Raw genomic sequence first — 16,482 nt, forward strand, 5'->3', positions numbered from 1 at the left:
ATCCGCACCGGTCACCAGCACCAATGGCGTTGCGGCTACCGGGACGCTCCCAAACCGAGGCCGCCCGACTCCTACTGGCCCTTCGTTCCCCGGAGTTGGCATCGACATCGTCCAGGACGAATGAACGTCAGCAGTGACTACCTCATCGCACGCCACGCCGCCGTCATCGCGCCAGCCGGCCGCTCAACTCCGATCCACGTCACAACGCCATACGCCGCTGAAGCCGTACCATCCGTCGTAGTTCTGGTCTGGGCCCTGCCCAGGATCCGAACTTGCGGTCGGGTGGCGGGCAAGACAGCGGACGGAAAGTCCGCTGCTTCGTGGGTGGTTCTCCGACTCGGCGTAGTCATCTCATCGAGCACTGGCGATCGTCTGAGGGCTCCATTCGTGCTCGGTGGCCTTGGAGAACTTTGACACGGACCGACACGAGGCGACACGGCGGAATGCCACTGACTGCGAAATTGGCACGAGTCAGCAACCAGTGAATCTTCATGACACTGTTGATTGCGTTCCTTTAATCCGCGGGTTCCGGGTTCGATCCCCGGGCGGCCCACCCAGGCGGCGTCACTGCCAGCCGGCGACGCGGGGCCAGGGGAGTACTGCGCGCAGGCGGGTGTCGTGGGCCAGGACCTGCCGGTGGAGCTCGGCCAGGCGCGGTGACGGCTCCAGGCCGAACTCCCCGACGAGTACGTCACGGACCCGGCGGAACGCGGACAGGGCGTCGGCCTGGCGGCCGGCCCGGTACAGCGCGGTGATCAGCTGCGTCCACGGCCGCTCGTGCCCGGGGTACGCGTGGACCAGCGCTTCCAGCTCGGCGATCAGCTCCGCGTCGCATCCGACCGCGAGGTCGGCCTGGATCCGGTCGCACAGGACCGAGAGCCGTACCTCCGCCAGCCGGACGCCTTCGGCGACGAGCGCCGGGTTCTGGCCGAACTCCGCGTACGGCTCGCCCCGCCACAGCGCCAGCGCGCGGGTCAACGACGCCGACGCCGTGTCCGGCTGCTCCGCGTCCAGCGCGCGCCGGCCCTCGGTGGCCAGCCGCTCGAACCGGATCGCGTCGACCGCGTCGGGCGTGAGGCTCAGCACGTAGCCCGGCGGCCGGGTCACGACCACGTCCAACGGGCCGAGGTAGGCGCGGAGCCGGGACACGTACCGGCGGACGGTCCGTTCCGCGTCCGGCGGCGCGTCGGGTCCCCAGAGCCCTTCGGCCAGCGACCGGACGCTGACCACCCGTCCGGTCTCGGCGACCAGCATGGCCAGGACCACCCGGACCCGCGGGCCGCCGAGCTCGAGCACCCGCCCGCGGACCTCGGCCTCGAGCGGCCCGAGTACACGGAGATCCGTACCGACAGCCACCGGGACTCCCTTGTCGTCCGTCCACACGCACCGACCAGCGGGCGAGGGCTAGGCCGCTGTATGCATGAGCAGCGGCGGGGCCCGCGAAATACCTGTCGACAGGAACCGCCGGGCGAGGCAAGGAGCCCCCGCCCGGCGGTCCTGCCGGAAGGCCGGTCAGCCCGTCCGGTGGCAGAGCCCGGCGGGCGAGCTGGTCCGGCAGTCGTTCACGCCGATGCGGTTGCCCCGGCCCCGGTCGACGACGTTCAGGTCGACCGGCTGGTTGTCCCGTACGGTGTTGCCGGCCACGAGGTTGCCGGTCGGTACGGGCGTCCCGCCGAAGGCCGTGCCGGACGTGAGCACGATCCCCCCTCGGGCGAACGTGGTGCTGCCGCCCGGGGCCCGGTTGTTCGTGACGGTGTTGGCGAGCACCGAGACGTGGCTGGAACCGGCCAGCAGGATCCCGGTGCCGGCGAAGGTGATGTTGGCCTCGTCCCCCGGCAGCGGCGGGCAGACCCCGTCGTTGTGGCTGACCCGGTTGTGGGCGGCCAGCCAGTCGTCCACGGTGCCGGCCTCCGGACGGTCGGGTACGAACGAGATGCCGATGCAGCGCCCGCCGACGCGATTGCCGGTGATCCTGCCGTGCGACGAGCTGCGGATGAAGATGCCGAACAGGCCGGCGCCGCTCACGTCGGTGCCGGAGATCGTGGTCCGCGCCTGGGGCGAGTCGCCGATGTAGATGCCGGCCTCCTGCCCGCCCACGATGTGGCTGTCGCGGATGGTGCTGCCGCTGGTGTTCGACAGCAGGACGCCGTACTCGGAGCCGCCGGTGGCGCGGACGTTCTCCAGCCGGACGTTCCGGGCGCCGAAGGCGAGGATCCCGGTGGACGGGAACTGCCCGACGGTCATTCCCCGGACGGTCACGTTGCGGACCGGCCGGCTCTCGGCCGGCGTCGCTCCGACGACGCCGGTGATGCACAGCCCGAACGGGTTGTCCCCGCCGTCGGAACACTCCCGTGGCGTCGAGACCGCGGGTGCTTCGAGGTCGGCGCCGTCGCCGACCAGGGTGACGCCGTCCTTGGTGATCTCCACGTTCTCGCGGTAGACGCCGCGCCGCACGATGACCGTGCCGCCGGCACCGACCGCATCGAGCGCGGACTGGATGGACTGACCGGGATGCACGACCCGGACGGCAGGGCTCGACGCCGCCGCCGGAGTCGCGAGACCCGAGAGAAACAGCGCGGCGCCCGCGGTGAGCGTCATTACTCTGGCTGGCCGCATGAACCGACCCCTCATTTCTGGGATTTCCGCAGACGGGCACCGCGGGGCCGGGAGTCCCGGCCCCGCGGCATTGGTCCTGCTAGCACTTCGGGCACTTGACGATGGTCGTCTCGATCTTGTCGAGGCGGCGGATCTTGATGGACTTGCGCATGGGGGTCACCTCCGTCCGGTTGTCGAAGGAATCCACCGGAACCAGCCGGCGTGGTTCCGGCGGAAGGCGAGGAGGAAGGCCAGCAGCAGGCCGAGGTCGACGAGCAGGACCAGCCCGCCGTCGACGGCCCGGGGCGCGTCCGAGCGGGCCGCGGCGACGGCCGATCCGGCCAGGGCGAGGGAGTGGACGAGGACCGGGACGCCGAACACCGCGTAGAGGGCGACCGCGCCGGCACTGCTCACCAGCGCGAGCGGCCCGTAGATCCGCACGGCCCGGGCCTCCCGGGCCGGGATCTCGTCGGCCGGGTCGGTCCCGCGGCGGACCGTGCGGGCGAGGAGGTAGCGCACGTACCGCATGCCGTCGTGGTAGAGGTCGCCGCAACGCAGCGCCTCCATCAGCACGAAGTACAGGTCGGTTCGCATGTAGACGTTCGCCTGCAGGGCGAGGCTGACCAGGCCGACCAGCACGTACGCGCCCAGCAACCCCTGCGCCAGCGGGGGAACTCCGGCGTACGCGCTGACGAGGAGGGCGGCGCTGATGGCGGCGGCGTCCCAGGCCATCCCGGCGAGGTAGACGCGGTACCGCTGCCGCCGCCGTACGGCCCAGGCCGAGGAGACGTCGGTCTGGAAGGCGAGGGCGGTCAGCCGGGTGCTGACCTCGATCCGGGCCGGCAGTCCCAGCGAGTACGCCGCGGCGACGTGCATCGACTCGTGCACGAGACCGCCGCAGACGAACAGCAGCGTGTTGCCGAGCGTCGCCAGCCCGACGTAGTCGGTCCAGAAGAAGTGTTGCGGCGTGGGCACCAGGGCCGGGTGCGTCGCCACCGTCACCACGGCCGCCAGCACCAGCGCCCAGACGCCCAGGACGACGGGGCGGCTGAACAGCCAGCCCACGGCGGCCGGCGGGACCCAGCCGAGCCGGACCCGCGGCGGCACCGGGTCGGGCAGCTCGCGGCCGTCGAGCTCGGCGACCCAGCCGAGGTCGACCAGCTCGTCCAGCAGTCCGGCCACGTCGGGCCGGTCGTCGCCCTCGGTCAGTCGTTGCTCGACGTCGCCGACGGTCAGCCCGGCCGCGAGCAGCTGCACCGCTTCCGCTCCGATCGCCGGCAGCTCCACGAACGTGCCGGCGGCCGGCCGCCCCACGACGTACGTGTCCGGGTCGTCGTCGCTCTCCCGGATGGCCAGGGGCCGCAACCGCGCCCGGGTACCCGCGCCCGTCTCCGTCATGACGTGCGGTCGCCGCAGGCCGGACAGTGCGGGTCCCGGGTGGCGGCCAGGAAGTACGAGTGGTCCCAGCGGGCCAGGTTGAGCTGGAAGACGCCGCCGCGGATCTGGGTCGGCAGGCCGGCCAGCTGGTAGAGCACGGCCAGCCCGCAGAGGTGGCCGGCGATCCCGGCGCTCGCAGCGATCACGGCGTGCGGGAGGTCGTCGAAGAGCCACCGGCCGTCAGCGGCCGGCTGCTGCCGGTCCAGGCACTCCCAGCAGCCGGTCTCCCCCGGCACGAACTGACCGACGCCGGTCATCGCGCCGGTGTACGCGGCCGTGAACCAGGGCGTCGACGTCCGCAGCGCGGCCTCGTTCGCCCACGACTGGATCTCGCCGGCGGGCTCGTCCGCGCAGAGCACGAAGGCGTCGCAGCCGGCGATGAAGCGCTCGACGTCCCGTACGGAGGAGACCCGCAGGTCCTGGGCGGTGACGGCGACCGTCGAGTTCAGCGCGGTCAGGCGCTCGGCCGCGGCCGCCGCCTTGGGCCGGCCGACGTCCGCCTCGCAGTACAGGAGCTGGCGGGTGAGGTTGCCCTCCTCGACCACGTCGAAGTCCGCGCAGCGCAGCGCTCCGACGCCGCTGGCGACCAGCCCGGCGGCGACGGACGAGCCGGTCCCGCCGAGCCCGAGCAGCGCGACCTCGGCCTTGCGGATCCGCGCCAGCGCCTCGTACGGGGACGACCGCGGGGAGGCGTCGATCCAGGCGAGGAAGTCCCGGGTCGAGCGGTACCGGTCGGACTCGGACTCGCTCAGGCCCGGTGGCAACGGTGCCGCGGCGTCCTCGACGTGGCCCGCGCGGACGAGCTCGTCGATGGCCGACTCGACGTCCCCGGCCGTCCAGTCCGGGTGGGTGGAGCTGAGCCGGGCGGAGATCCCGGCGCCGTCGAGGGTGCCGTCCATCAGCTCCAGCAGGCGGGCCACGGTCCCGTACTCGTCATCGACGATCTCCGAGGCGATGCCGAACTGCTCCAGCCCGAGCCTGATCGTGCCGTCAGGCCGGACCAACGGCCGGTGCACCCGCTTGACCCTCGGCCGTAGCACCGTGACCTCGCCTCCGTACGAATCGCAGTCCGGGGCCGGTCCATTTCTCCGGGCCCCTGGCGTTCGCCGGAAGTCTCACAGCGGGCAGAGACAGATCAGCGACAGTACGGCGACAACGGGTTGACGCCGAGTCGCGATCGCGGCGGTCCGGGCCGTGGTGGCCCGGCGGAGCTACCGGGCGTCGCGGGTGCGCTGAGTCAGGCGGCGTCGACGCCGAGGTTGACGACGGCGAGGTAGCCGGTGCCGGTCCTGCGGAGGGTCACGAGGCCGGAGGCGTCGTAGATCGAGTCGTCGGAGTTGCGGGTGTCGCGGCCGGAGTGCTCGTCGTACGGCGACGTCGCGAAGACGGCGTCGTTCACGGCCTCGTCGAAGTACAGCTGGGTGGTCACCACGGTCTTGCGGTTCACGTGCAGCTTGAGGTGGATGTGCACGGTGCGCCCGCGATACCAGCCCGGGTAGATCGTCGTGAACTGCGCGATGCCGTTGGCGTCGGCGACCTGGGCGCCGCGCAGGTAGGTCCCGTCGTCACCGGGGGACGCCTCCTGGTCGCCGGAGCTGTACGACCCGTCGGAGGTCCCGCCCCCGCCGCCCCCGGGACCACCGCCGGACGCGGACTCGAAGCCGGAGTACACGCCGCCGGCGTCGCAGTGCCAGATCTCCAGCACGCTGTTCGCGATCGGCATCGGCGCGGAGCCGTTCGAGCACGACGACACGTCATGGGCCCGTACGGCCAGGACCAGTTCGGCGCCCGGCCGGCCGTCGCGGACGTCGGACCGAATGGCGTCGACGTCGAACCAGTACGGGCCCTGCGTCTCCTCCTTCGCCGTCGTGCACGTGTTCGCCTGGTTCAGCAGGGCGATCACGTCGGAGCTCGCGGTGGACGAGGGCGTGAGCGGGGTGGTGCTGGAGGGCGCGGTGGTGGCGGTGGTGGTCGAGGACCCCGTGCACGCTGCGACCAGCGCCCCGAGGCTGACGGTCCCGCCCAGCGACAACGCCCGCCGCCGGCTGATCAGCGCCCGGCTCCGCTGCACGTCGTCGTTCATGGGCGAACCTTTGCACGGGTTCCTGTCGAAGGGCTGTGAAAGGGGACGCCGGAGCGGATCCGACGTCCCCACCGCCGACCGTACGAACCGGCGGGCCGGGACACATCGCGGATCTGCGGAAGGTCAGGTCCGATCCGGCGTGACCGCGACGAGCAGCTCCGGCATGCGCAGGACGAGCCGCCGGGCCGCGAGCCGCCGCCCCACCGCCGCCAGCCCGAACCCCCACAGCGGCCCGCCCAGGAGCACCGCCAGCACGACCAGCGGCTGCGAACCCCAGACCAGCGCGGGCACGCCGACCGGCAACGCCAGGACCGCGGTCACCAGCGAGCCCAGCGCCCAGAGCAACCCGGCCAGGCACCCGCGCCCCGCCCCCGGCCCGGCGAACGCGGCCCCGGCCTGGTCCGGCACCGGGTACGGCGCCAGCACGCTGAGCATCGCCCCCACCGCGAGCCCGGCCCCGAGCACGGCCGCCCCGGCGCCGAAGGCCAGCGGGATCGCCGACAGCGTCCGGGTCACGATCGCCAGCGCGGTCGCGGCGACCAGGATCCAGACCAGGGTGACCAGCGCGGTCGCGGTGTTGCGGCCGGCCAGGTCGGTCCGCGCGTCCCGTTCGGTGCCGGTGGTGACGATCGTCAGCCAGAACGCCGACCCCTCCGGCCCGAGCTGGTTGAACCCGAGCGAGGACACCAGCAGCGCGCTGAACATGCCGGCGACCACCGGGGCGAACCGGCCACCGGCGGCCAGCAGCGAGAACGCCGGTACGGCCAGCCCGAACACCATCATCTGCAGCCAGCTGAACTTCAGCCGCGGCTCCCGCCAGGCGTAGCGCAGGTCCTTGCCCGCGACCGCGCCGAGCCGGTCGTCCGGCAGCAGCCGCAGCAGCCCGACCCGGCGCGAGCGGGCCTGCTCGGTGGACGCGTCGACCATCGTCAACGCCGCGCCGAGCGCCGTGTACCAGCCGACGAGCAGGGCGGCGACGGCGACGGCGGCGTACAGCAGCTCCAGCAGGGAGACGGCCCAGGAGCCGGCCGACGCGTCGGCGACCGAGCGGATCGCGGCCCCGGGCGGGGTCCAGCGCAGCACCGCGCCGATCTGCTGCAGCCGGGTCTCGTCGACGTTCTGCACGAGGACCCGGGGCAGCTGCGCCGCCAGCACGACCAGCACGCCGACCAGCACGGCCAGGTCCCGCCCGCGCCGCGACCGCAGCAGCCGGGACAACGCCGACGTCGTCAGCCGCCCGAGCAGCAGGCACATCGTGGACACCAGGACGAAGGCGACGAGAGCGACGGGCACCGCCGCGGCCGAGTAGACGACCGCGCCCACGCTCACCCCGAGCATGAGCACGGTGAGGATCGGTGGCACCCCGAGGAACGCGGCCACCAGCAACCCGGTCAGCAGCCGGTCCCGGCGGATCGGCAGCAGCGCCAGCCGGCCCACGTCCAGGGTCTCGTCCACCCCGAACGCCGCGATCGGCACGGTCGCCCAGCCCAGCGCCAGCCCGGCCGCGATGAGCTCGCCGATCGAGGCGGCGGTCCGGGGCTCGTCCCGGAACACCACCAGCGCGATCCCGACCAGGCCGACCGTGAGCAGGCCGAACACCAGCCCGAGGAGCACCAGGACGAGCCGGGCCGGCGTGCGCAGCGAGGCGCGCAGCAGCCGCAGCTTCAGCCGGACGAAGAGCCCAACCACCGCAGCTCCCCGGTGGCCGCGTCCCCGGCCCCGACCAGCGCCAGGAACGCGTCCTCCAGCGACCGCCCGCCCCGGACCTGGGCGATCGGGCCGGCCGCGACGACCGAACCCTTGTGCAGCACGGCGACGGTGTCGCAGAGCCGGTCGACCAGCTCCATCGCGTGGCTGGAGAACACCACCGTCGAGCCGGAGCGGGTGTAGCGCTCCAGCACCTCGCGGATCACCCGCGCCGACACCGGGTCGACCGCCTCGAACGGCTCGTCCAGGAAGAGCACGGCCGGGTTGTGCAGCAGCGCCGCGGCCAGCCCGATCTTCTTCCGCATGCCGGTCGAGTAGTCCGCGACCAGCGTGTCGGCCGAGCCGGCCAGGTCCAGCACCCGCAGCAGCTCCGCGCCGCGGGTGTCGGCCTCGGCCCCGGGCAACCCGCGCAGCCGCCCGGTGAAGCCGAGCAGCTCCCGCCCGGACAGCCGCTCGAACAACCGCAGCCCCTCCGGCAGTACGCCGCAGCGGGCCTTGGCCGCGACCGGGTCGGCCCAGACGTCGTGCCCGGCCACCCGTACGGTTCCGGCGGTCGGGCGGACGAGGCCGGTCGCCATCGACAGCAGCGTGCTCTTGCCGGCACCGTTCGGCCCGACCAGGCCGAAGAAGCTGCCCTGCGGAACGGTCAGGTCGACGCCCGCCACCGCGACGGTCGGTCCGAACCGGCGGACCAGGCCGCGGATCTCGACGGCAGGGGCGGGGGGCACGCCCCGATTGTTCCCGATGGTCCGATCGGCCGCCCGCGGCGGGACTGGTTAGGGTGCTGCGGTCCGAGGTCGAGGGGGAGGTCAGGGGTGATCCGCAGCTTCATCGCGCTCGGCGACTCGTTCACCGAGGGCCTGGAGGACGAGCTCGGTCCGGCCGGGCGGCACCGCGGCTGGGCCGACCGGGTCGCGGTCGCGCTGGCCGCCACCCAGGGCTCGCTCCGGTACGCCAACCTCGCCGTCCGGGGCCGGCTGCTGGACCAGGTCGTCGCGGAGCAGCTGCCGGTCGCGCTGGAGCTCGGGCCTGACCTGGTCTCCTTCCATGCCGGTCCGAACGACGTGCTCCGGCCCCGCGCCGACGTCCCGGCCCTGCTCCGGCGGTACGACGACGCGGTCGCCGCGCTCGAGGCCGCCGGCATCCGGACCATCCTGTTCACGGTCGTCGAGCGCACCGGCGCCGGCCGGACCGCCGACCGGCTGGCCGAGCGGTTCGCGCTGTTCAACGACGGGGTCCGGCGGACCGCGGCCGCGCACGGTGCCGTCCTGGTCGACCTGGCCGCGGTGCCGGTGCTGCGGGACCGGCGGCTCTGGCACTCCGACCGGCTGCACCTCGCCCCGGAGGGGCACGCCCGGGTCGCCGCGGCCGTGCTGGAGGCGCTGGGCCTGGAGCGGTCGGACTGGTGGCGCTCGGCCCTGCCGGGCTCGACCCGCGCCACCCGGCGGGCCGCGCTGGTCGCCGACGCGCGCTGGGTCCGGGTCCACCTGCTGCCCTGGATCGGCCGCCGGATCCGCGGCGTCTCCAGCGGCGACGGCGTGCCGGCCAAGCATGCTGAGCTGGTCGAGATTATTCCCGACTGATCTGGTAGGGAATTGGTGGTACCAAGGGATCATGACCGTCACCGATGAGCTGCTCGCCAACAACGCCGAGTACGCCGCCAGTTTCACCGGCCCGCTGCCGCTGCCGCCGGCCAGGCACGTCGCCGTCGTCGCCTGCATGGACGCCCGACTGGACGTCTACCGGATCCTCGGGCTGCACGAGGGCGACGCCCACGTGATCCGCAACGCCGGGGGCGTGGTGACCGACGACGAGATCCGTTCGCTGACCATCAGCCAGCGGCTGCTCGGCACCATCGAGATAATCCTGATCCACCACACCGACTGCGGGATGCTCACGTTCACCGACGACGACTTCAAGGCGTCGATCCACGCCGAGGTCGGCATCAAGCCGCACTGGTCGGCCGAGGCGTTCTCGGACCTGGAGGCCGACGTCCGGCAGTCGATGGCCCGGATCACGACCAGCCCGTTCGTCCCGCACACCGACTCCGTACGCGGGTTCGTGTTCGACGTCGCCACCGGGAAGCTCGACGAGGTCAAGTAGCACGGGCTGGAGGGGTGCCGTCCCGCTGCGAACGGCACCCCTCCAGGTCAACTGATGTTCAGCGTGAAGGTCGTCGTCGTGTTCTTGATGTCCTGGAAGTTGTTCGCCTCCCGCAGCGTGTGGAAGGTGGCCGAGCCGACCGCCGGGCCCTGACCCGGCTCGGGCAGCTCGTTGACCCAGATCCCGAAGCCGGACTTGGCGTCGAACGCGTCACCGCTCTTCACCGCGCCGCTGATCGAGATGTTGGTGAACACGGTGTCGGTCACCGGGTTCTGCGGCGCGCTCCCCACGTAGTTGGTCTGGAACATGATCCCGCTGTACGTCGGGTCGACGATGTCCACATTGGACACCCGGATCCCCTGGAAGACCTTCGACGCGGAGAACAGCCAGATCGCGGGGAAGGTCTGGTTGCCGAAGAAGTGCCCGCCGGCCCGGACGAACGAGACGTTGTCCACCGTGGTCGGCGGCGTCGCCCCGAAGCCGTTCATCGAGATGCCGAAGTCCAGCGAGCTGATCGTGGCGCCCGAGCCGGCCAGGGTGTCGGCCACGAGCACGTTGCGGAAGGTGTTGTTGAAGCCGCCGTAGACGGCGATGCCCGCGGCCCGCCAGGTCAGCTTCGAGGTGAGGTTCTCGAAGAGGTTGTTCGTCTCGTCGCCCGCGGCGATGTCGGTCGCGTTGAAGATGGCGAACGAGTCGTCCCCGGTGGCCCGGGCCTCGTTGTTGACGACGTGGTTGTCGGTCGAGTTGTTGGTGATGTTGATGCCGTCGGCGAACGTGTCCCGGATCCGGGAGTTCTCGATGGTGTTGTGGTCGGTGTTCGTGCCCCAGTACATGACGATCATGTGCTCGACCCAGATGTTGTCGATCGTCACGTTGCTGATGCCGTTGAAGTCGAACACCTTGCCCGGGCCGTCGATCCGGCTGGTGTAGTTGCCGAACACGGCGAACCCGCTGAACGACGACCCCGACGCCGTGGACTGGGCGCTGAAGCCGACGTCGGTGTTCTCGATCGTCGTCGGCGCGACGAAGCGGGTGAACCAGGGACCGGCCCCGACCACCCGGACCGCCTTGCCGAACACGGTCAGCTTGCTGGAGACCGAGTAGTCCCCGGCCGGCAGGTAGACGCCGGTGAGGGTCGGGTCCTGCCGGGCCTTGTCCAGCGCGTTCTGCACGTCCTGCTGGGTGAACCCGGTCGGCACGGTCAGGTGGGCCGGGTCCGGGTTCGCGACCGGCGTCGCCTGCTCCAGGTCGACGAAGTCGATCGCGTACGACGAGGTGTTGGCCGCGTCCTTCTGCAGCCGGATCCGGTGCCCGGCCGCGACGGTCGTGCCGAGCATGAGGTTGGCCTCGTCGTAGATGTGCCGGGGGCCGGTGCCCGGGCTGTTGCCGGGCTGGGTCTCCAGGCCGTACAGCCAGGCGAAGTGGGACGTCAGGCTGATGGGCCTGAGCAGGACGCCGTCGACGTACACGTTCAGGGTGGCGTCGGTGCCGCCGCCGCCCGCGGAGTCCGGGATGGAGAAGCGGGTGACGAGCGTGTTGGTGCTGGCCCGGGTGGTGAACTCGACCGACGCGCCGGTGGTGGTCAGCCGGACCGCCTTGCGGCCGGACGCCTCCCCGGCGAGGTCGCCGATGGCCCGGTTGGGACCGACGACGGTGGCCCCGCCGCCGAGCACGCCGTCCTCGGCCTCGTACGTGTCGTACGGCATGTTGGCGCCGCGGCCGACGAACAGCGACTGCTCCACGGTGTTGTTGCCCTGCTTGATCGGCAGCTCGTTCGCGTCCGTGGCCACCGTGGCCCGGACGGTGAAGCGGCCGTTGACGGCGACCCAGGTGCCGACCGTCACCGGTGCCGACGAGGCCCCGGCCGCGATCGCCCCGGTGAACGAGCCGGCCAGCGACGCCACCGCGGTGCCGGCGTCGTTGCGGACGGTGAGCGTGATGGCGTGCGCGCCGGCGGCCGAGGCGATCGTGCCCTGGTTCTTCAGCGCGACGGTGAACGTGACCGTGTTGCCGCCGGCGGGGTTGCCCGGCGTCCACGCCGCCACCGGCACCAGGTCCGAAGAGGACACCGGCGCGACCACCAGGGTGGTGGCGCTGGTGAAGCTGTTGTTGTTCTCGTCCTGCTCGATGACCGCGTTGGCCTCGTCGACCTTCGCGATCGGCTGGTACGTCCCGGCCGTCCGGGTGCCGATGTTCGCCGGCACCGTCGCGGTCGCCCCGGCGGCCAGGCCCGCGACGGCGGCGGTGCCGACCCGGGTGGTGCCGAGGTAGAAGTTCACGGTCGTCGCGCCGGACGCCGCGGTGCCGGCGTTGCGCACCGTCGCGGTCAGCGTGATCGGGTCGGTCTCCACCGGCGCGGCCGGGCTCGCGGTCAGCGCGGTGACGGTGAGGTCCGGGTTGGGCGCGGGCACGCCGACCACCTGGAACTCGGCGATCTGGCCCCCGGTCGAGCCGCTGTTGGAGGTGATCCGCAGCTGCACGTCGGCGGCGGTCGCGGACACCGGGATCGTGACGGTGTTCCCGGTCGCGGGGTTGAATGTGTACACAGTGGACGGTGCGAGCGTCGTGAAGGCGCCGCCGTTCTGGCCGCGGCCGAGCACCTCGATGGTCTGGGTCCGGGTCGACCAGACCGGGTCCGGGTTGAGCTTGAGCACGACGCTGCTCAGCACCGCGTTCGAGCCGAGCGCGACGGTCAGCGTGTTCGGGAACGTTCCCGCGTTCGCCTCCCAGTACGTGGTGGCGTCGTTGTCGTTCGCGTTCCCGGCCACGAACGTGAAGATCGTGGACGACGCGGTGATCGGCTTGCCGATCGCGAGGTTGGACCCGGCGCCGGCGCTGCCGGTCCGGGTGACGGTGTTGCTCTGCGGGGAGCTGTTGCCGGCCGCGTCCCGGGCCCGGACGACGTACGAGACGGTGGCGGTGGCGGGCTGGGTGTCGGTGAAGGTGAGCACGGTGCCGGCGACGGTGCCGCGGACGGCGCCGTTGGCGACCACGTCGTACGCGGTGACGCCGACGTTGTCGCTGGACGCCGTCCAGGTCAGCCGGATCGTGGTCGCGGTCGGTTGCGTGAAGGCGAGGCCGCCGGGCGCGGTCGGGGCGCTCGTGTCCCCGGTGGTGCCGGTGCGGGTGACGGTGTTGCTGTTGGCGGACTGGTTTCCGGCCGCGTCGCGGGCCCGGACGAAGTAGTTCACCAGCTGGCTCGCCGGCCGGGTGTCGGTGAACGTCAGCACGGTGCCGACGCTGGTGAGCAGGGTGCCGTTGGCGAACACGTCGTAGCCGGTGACGCCGACGTTGTCGGTGGACGCGGTCCAGGTCAGCCGGATCGTGTCCGCGGTCGGCTGGGTGAACGCCAGGCCGCCGGGCGCGGTCGGCGCGACGGTGTCGCCTGTGGACGGTCCGTACGCCTCCAGCTCGGCGATCTGGGCCGCCGGCCAGCCGGTGTTGGCGGTGACGTTGATCCGGACGAAGCGGGTGGTCGCGGCGGCGAAGCTGATCGTCACGGCGTCCCCGGTCGCCGGGGTGAACGTCCGCGGCGCCGACGCGACCAGGTCGGTGAACGTCGTCCCGGTCGCGCTGCCCTGTACGGACAGGGTCTCGGTCCGGGTCTCCCAGGTCGGCGGCAACCGCAGCACGACCTGGTTGACCGGCACCGAGGCGCCGAGGTCGACCTGGACCCACTGCGGGAAGACCCCGTTGGTGCTCTCCCAGTACGTCGTGGTGTTGCCGTCGGTGACGTTGGCGGCGACCTTGTCCTGGGTGACGCTGCTCGCGCCGGCGGCCTTGCCGGCGGCCAGGTTCGGGCTGGCCGCGGCCGCGCCGTACACCTCCAGCTCGGCGATCTGGGCCGCCGGCCAGGTGGTGTTGGCGGTCAGGTTGATCCGGACGAAGCGGGTCGAGGCCGCGGCGAAGTTGATCACCGCCCGGTTGCCGTTGGCCGGCCCGAACTGGACGCCGGCGCTCGCGGCCAGGGTCGAGAACGTGGTGCCGGTCGTGCTGCCCTGCACCGAGAGCGTCTCGGTCCGGGCCTCCCAGGTCGACGGCAGCTTGAGCACGACCTGGTCGACGCCGGCCGCGCTGCCCAGGTCGACCTGGACGAACTGCGGGAAGGCGCCGTTGGTGCTCTCCCAGTAGGTGTCGGCGCTGGAGTCGGTGACGGTGCTCGCGACCCGTTCGGCCGTCGAGCTGCTGGCGGTGGCGGTCTTGCCGGCGGCGAGGTTGGGACCTCCGGCGGCCTGGGCGGACAGGGCCGGTACGGCGGTGGCGAGCAGGCCCGACGCGAGCATCGCGGCGACCACTCCCCAGCTGAGGTGCTTCTTTCTCATCGCGTTCCCTCTCTGGAACGGCAGGGGGTGAGAGAAGCGGCCGCTGCACCCGGCGAGGGATCAGGACGGCGGGGGCCGGCGCGCGGAGTTCTGTAGTTGCGCGATACGATGCGCTGTTCTAGTCGCGTTGTTCGGTTCCTGCGTAAGTCCGTCTGAATATTGCAGACGTGCCAACGAGACGTCAACGATTGGTTCAGCGCGGCACTCGATGGCCGAATCCGGACGAACCGGGTCGTCCACAGGCGTCCGGCCCTGTGGTTCGTCCGCTCGTACACTCGCGCGGTGGCCGGGACGGACGAACTGCTGCGGCGGATCTTCGGGTACGACGCGTTCCGGACCGGGCAGCAGGAGATCATCGAGCACGTCGTGAGCGGCGGGGACGCGCTCGTGCTCATGCCGACCGGCGGCGGCAAGTCGCTGTGCTACCAGATCCCGGCGCTGGCCCGGGACGGCGTCGGCGTGGTGATCTCCCCGCTCATCGCGCTCATGCAGGACCAGGTCGACGCGCTGCGGGCGCTCGGCGTCCGGGCCGGCTTCCTCAACTCGACCCAGGCCCCGGACGAGCGGCGGCTGGTCTCGGCGGAGTTCCGGGCCGGTTCACTGGACCTCCTCTACCTGGCTCCGGAGGCGCTGCGGTCACCGGCCACGCTGCGGCTGCTGGAGGAGGGCAAGATCGCGTTGTTCGCGATCGACGAGGCCCACTGCGTGGCCCAGTGGGGGCACGACTTCCGGCCCGACTACCTGGCCCTGTCGATGCTGCACGAGCGCTGGCCCGCGGTGCCGCGGATCGCGCTGACCGCGACCGCGACCTCGGCCACCCACGCGGAGATCACGTCGCGGTTGGACCTGGGTGCGGCCAAGCACTTCGTGGCCAGCTTCGACCGGCCCAACATCCAGTACCGGATCGTGCCCAAGGACGACCCCCGCCGGCAGCTGCTGGACCTGCTGCGCAAGGAGCACGCCGGGGACGCCGGGATCGTCTACTGCCTGTCCCGGGCGTCGGTGGACAAGACCGCGGAGTTCCTGGTCAAGAACGGGATTCCGGCGCTGCCGTACCACGCCGGGCTCTCCTCGATCGACCGGTCGGAGAACCAGTCGCGGTTCCTGCGCGAGGACGGGCTGGTGATCGTCGCGACGATCGCGTTCGGGATGGGGATCGACAAGCCCGACGTGCGGTTCGTGGCCCACCTCGACCTGCCCAAGTCGGTCGAGGGCTACTACCAGGAGACCGGCCGGGCCGGGCGGGACGGGCTGCCGGCGACGGCCTGGCTCGCGTACGGGCTGCAGGACGTCGTGCAGCAGCGGCGGATGATCGACTCCTCCGAGGGCGACCTGGCCCACCGCCGGATGCTGGGCACCCACCTGGACGCGATGCTCTCGCTCTGCGAGGCCGTGGACTGCCGGCGGGTGCGGCTGCTGGCGTACTTCGGGCAGGAGAGCGGGCCGTGCGGGAACTGCGACACCTGCCTGGTACCGCCGGAGTCCTGGGACGGCACGGTGCCGGCGCAGAAGCTGCTGTCCACGGTCTGGCGCCTGCAGCACGAGCGCAACCAGCGCTTCGGGGTCGGGCAGTCCGTCGACATCCTGCTCGGGCGGACCACGGACAAGATCACCCAGTGGAAGCACGACTCGCTGTCCACGTTCGGCATCGGGACCGAGCTGCGGGAGCCGGAGTGGCGCGGGGTGGCCCGGCAGCTGCTGGCCCAGGGGCTGCTGGCCGTGTCGGGGGAGCACCAGACGCTGGCGTTGACGCCGGGCAGCTCCGAGGTGCTGGGCGGGAAGCGGACCGTGATGATGCGGCGGGAGGCGGCTCGGCCGGCGCGGTCCTCCTCCTCCCGGCGGGCGGCGGCCGCGGTCGCGGTCGCTGAGCTGCCGGCCGAGCTGGCGCCGGTGTTCGAGCGCCTGCGGGCCTGGCGGGCGGCGATGGCGAAGGAGGAGGGCGTGCCGGCGTACGTGGTCTTCCACGACGCGACGCTGCGGCAGATCGCACTGGAGCAGCCCGGGACGCTGGACGCCGTCGGGGCGATCAGTGGGATCGGGGAGAACAAGCTGCGCAAGTACGGCCAGCAGGTCCTGGACACCCTCGCCGGCTGATTCCGTCCGGCCCGGGCGCGCCGGCGCGCCTCGCGTCTGGGCGTGGCCGGCATCGCGGTCTGGGCGTGGCTGGCCTCGCGGTCTGGGCGTGGCTGGCCTCGCGGTCTGGGCGTGGCCGGCCTCCGGTGCGGACCCGCGACC

The 16,482-nt window shown here is 72.3% G+C and carries 11 protein-coding genes; 3 read left to right on the plus strand and 8 right to left on the minus strand.

Annotated elements, in window-relative coordinates; genetic code table 11:
• Positions 1–564: 564 nt before the first annotated feature.
• The 7 genes from VGP36_13440 to VGP36_13470 all read right to left on the minus strand — a co-directional run bounded on the left by VGP36_13440 (position 565) and on the right by VGP36_13470 (position 8,550).
• Complete coding sequence (locus tag VGP36_13440) at positions 565–1,356, minus strand: AfsR/SARP family transcriptional regulator (protein HEV7655718.1); 792 nt, start codon at positions 1,354–1,356, stop codon at positions 565–567.
• Between the two features lie 156 nt (positions 1,357–1,512).
• Positions 1,513–2,616 carry a right-handed parallel beta-helix repeat-containing protein gene (locus VGP36_13445; GenBank protein ID HEV7655719.1) on the minus strand — a complete coding sequence of 368 codons (1,104 nt, stop codon included), beginning with the start codon at positions 2,614–2,616 and terminating at the stop codon, positions 1,513–1,515.
• Between the two features lie 156 nt (positions 2,617–2,772).
• Complete coding sequence (locus VGP36_13450) at positions 2,773–3,960, minus strand: hypothetical protein (GenBank protein ID HEV7655720.1); 1,188 nt, start codon at positions 3,958–3,960, stop codon at positions 2,773–2,775.
• 29 nt (positions 3,961–3,989) lie between these two features.
• Positions 3,990–5,048 (minus strand): ThiF family adenylyltransferase, encoded by a 1,059-nt coding sequence (locus VGP36_13455; GenBank protein ID HEV7655721.1) that lies wholly within the window; start codon positions 5,046–5,048, stop codon positions 3,990–3,992.
• A gap of 221 nt (positions 5,049–5,269) precedes the next feature.
• Positions 5,270–6,115: a protocatechuate dioxygenase gene (locus VGP36_13460; protein ID HEV7655722.1), complete on the minus strand. Its 846-nt coding sequence runs from the start codon at positions 6,113–6,115 to the stop codon at positions 5,270–5,272.
• Positions 6,116–6,238: 123 nt separating this feature from the next.
• Entirely contained in the window at positions 6,239–7,804 is a 1,566-nt protein-coding gene (locus VGP36_13465; protein HEV7655723.1) for a hypothetical protein, read from the minus strand.
• Positions 7,780–8,550: an ABC transporter ATP-binding protein gene (locus tag VGP36_13470; GenBank protein HEV7655724.1), complete on the minus strand. Its 771-nt coding sequence runs from the start codon at positions 8,548–8,550 to the stop codon at positions 7,780–7,782. Before VGP36_13470 ends, VGP36_13465 begins: the two co-directional genes overlap by 25 nt.
• An 87-nt stretch (positions 8,551–8,637) precedes the next feature.
• Between VGP36_13470 and VGP36_13475 the strand changes: the two genes are divergently transcribed.
• Positions 8,638–9,405 (plus strand): SGNH/GDSL hydrolase family protein, encoded by a 768-nt coding sequence (locus VGP36_13475; GenBank protein ID HEV7655725.1) that lies wholly within the window; start codon positions 8,638–8,640, stop codon positions 9,403–9,405.
• Between the two features lie 31 nt (positions 9,406–9,436).
• The gene (locus tag VGP36_13480) at positions 9,437–9,925 is read left to right on the plus strand and encodes a carbonic anhydrase (protein HEV7655726.1); all 489 of its coding nucleotides are present in this window, start codon (positions 9,437–9,439) and stop codon (positions 9,923–9,925) included.
• 47 nt (positions 9,926–9,972) lie between these two features.
• Here VGP36_13480 and VGP36_13485 read toward each other — a convergent pair whose 3' ends face one another.
• Positions 9,973–14,247: a discoidin domain-containing protein gene (locus tag VGP36_13485; protein ID HEV7655727.1), complete on the minus strand. Its 4,275-nt coding sequence runs from the start codon at positions 14,245–14,247 to the stop codon at positions 9,973–9,975.
• A 282-nt stretch (positions 14,248–14,529) separates the two neighbouring features.
• Between VGP36_13485 and recQ the strand changes: the two genes are divergently transcribed.
• The gene (gene recQ, locus VGP36_13490) at positions 14,530–16,341 is read left to right on the plus strand and encodes a DNA helicase RecQ (GenBank protein ID HEV7655728.1); all 1,812 of its coding nucleotides are present in this window, start codon (positions 14,530–14,532) and stop codon (positions 16,339–16,341) included.
• Positions 16,342–16,482: the final 141 nt, after the last annotated feature.

Source organism: Mycobacteriales bacterium, assembly GCA_035995165.1.
GTDB lineage: Bacteria > Actinomycetota > Actinomycetes > Mycobacteriales > CADCTP01 > CADCTP01.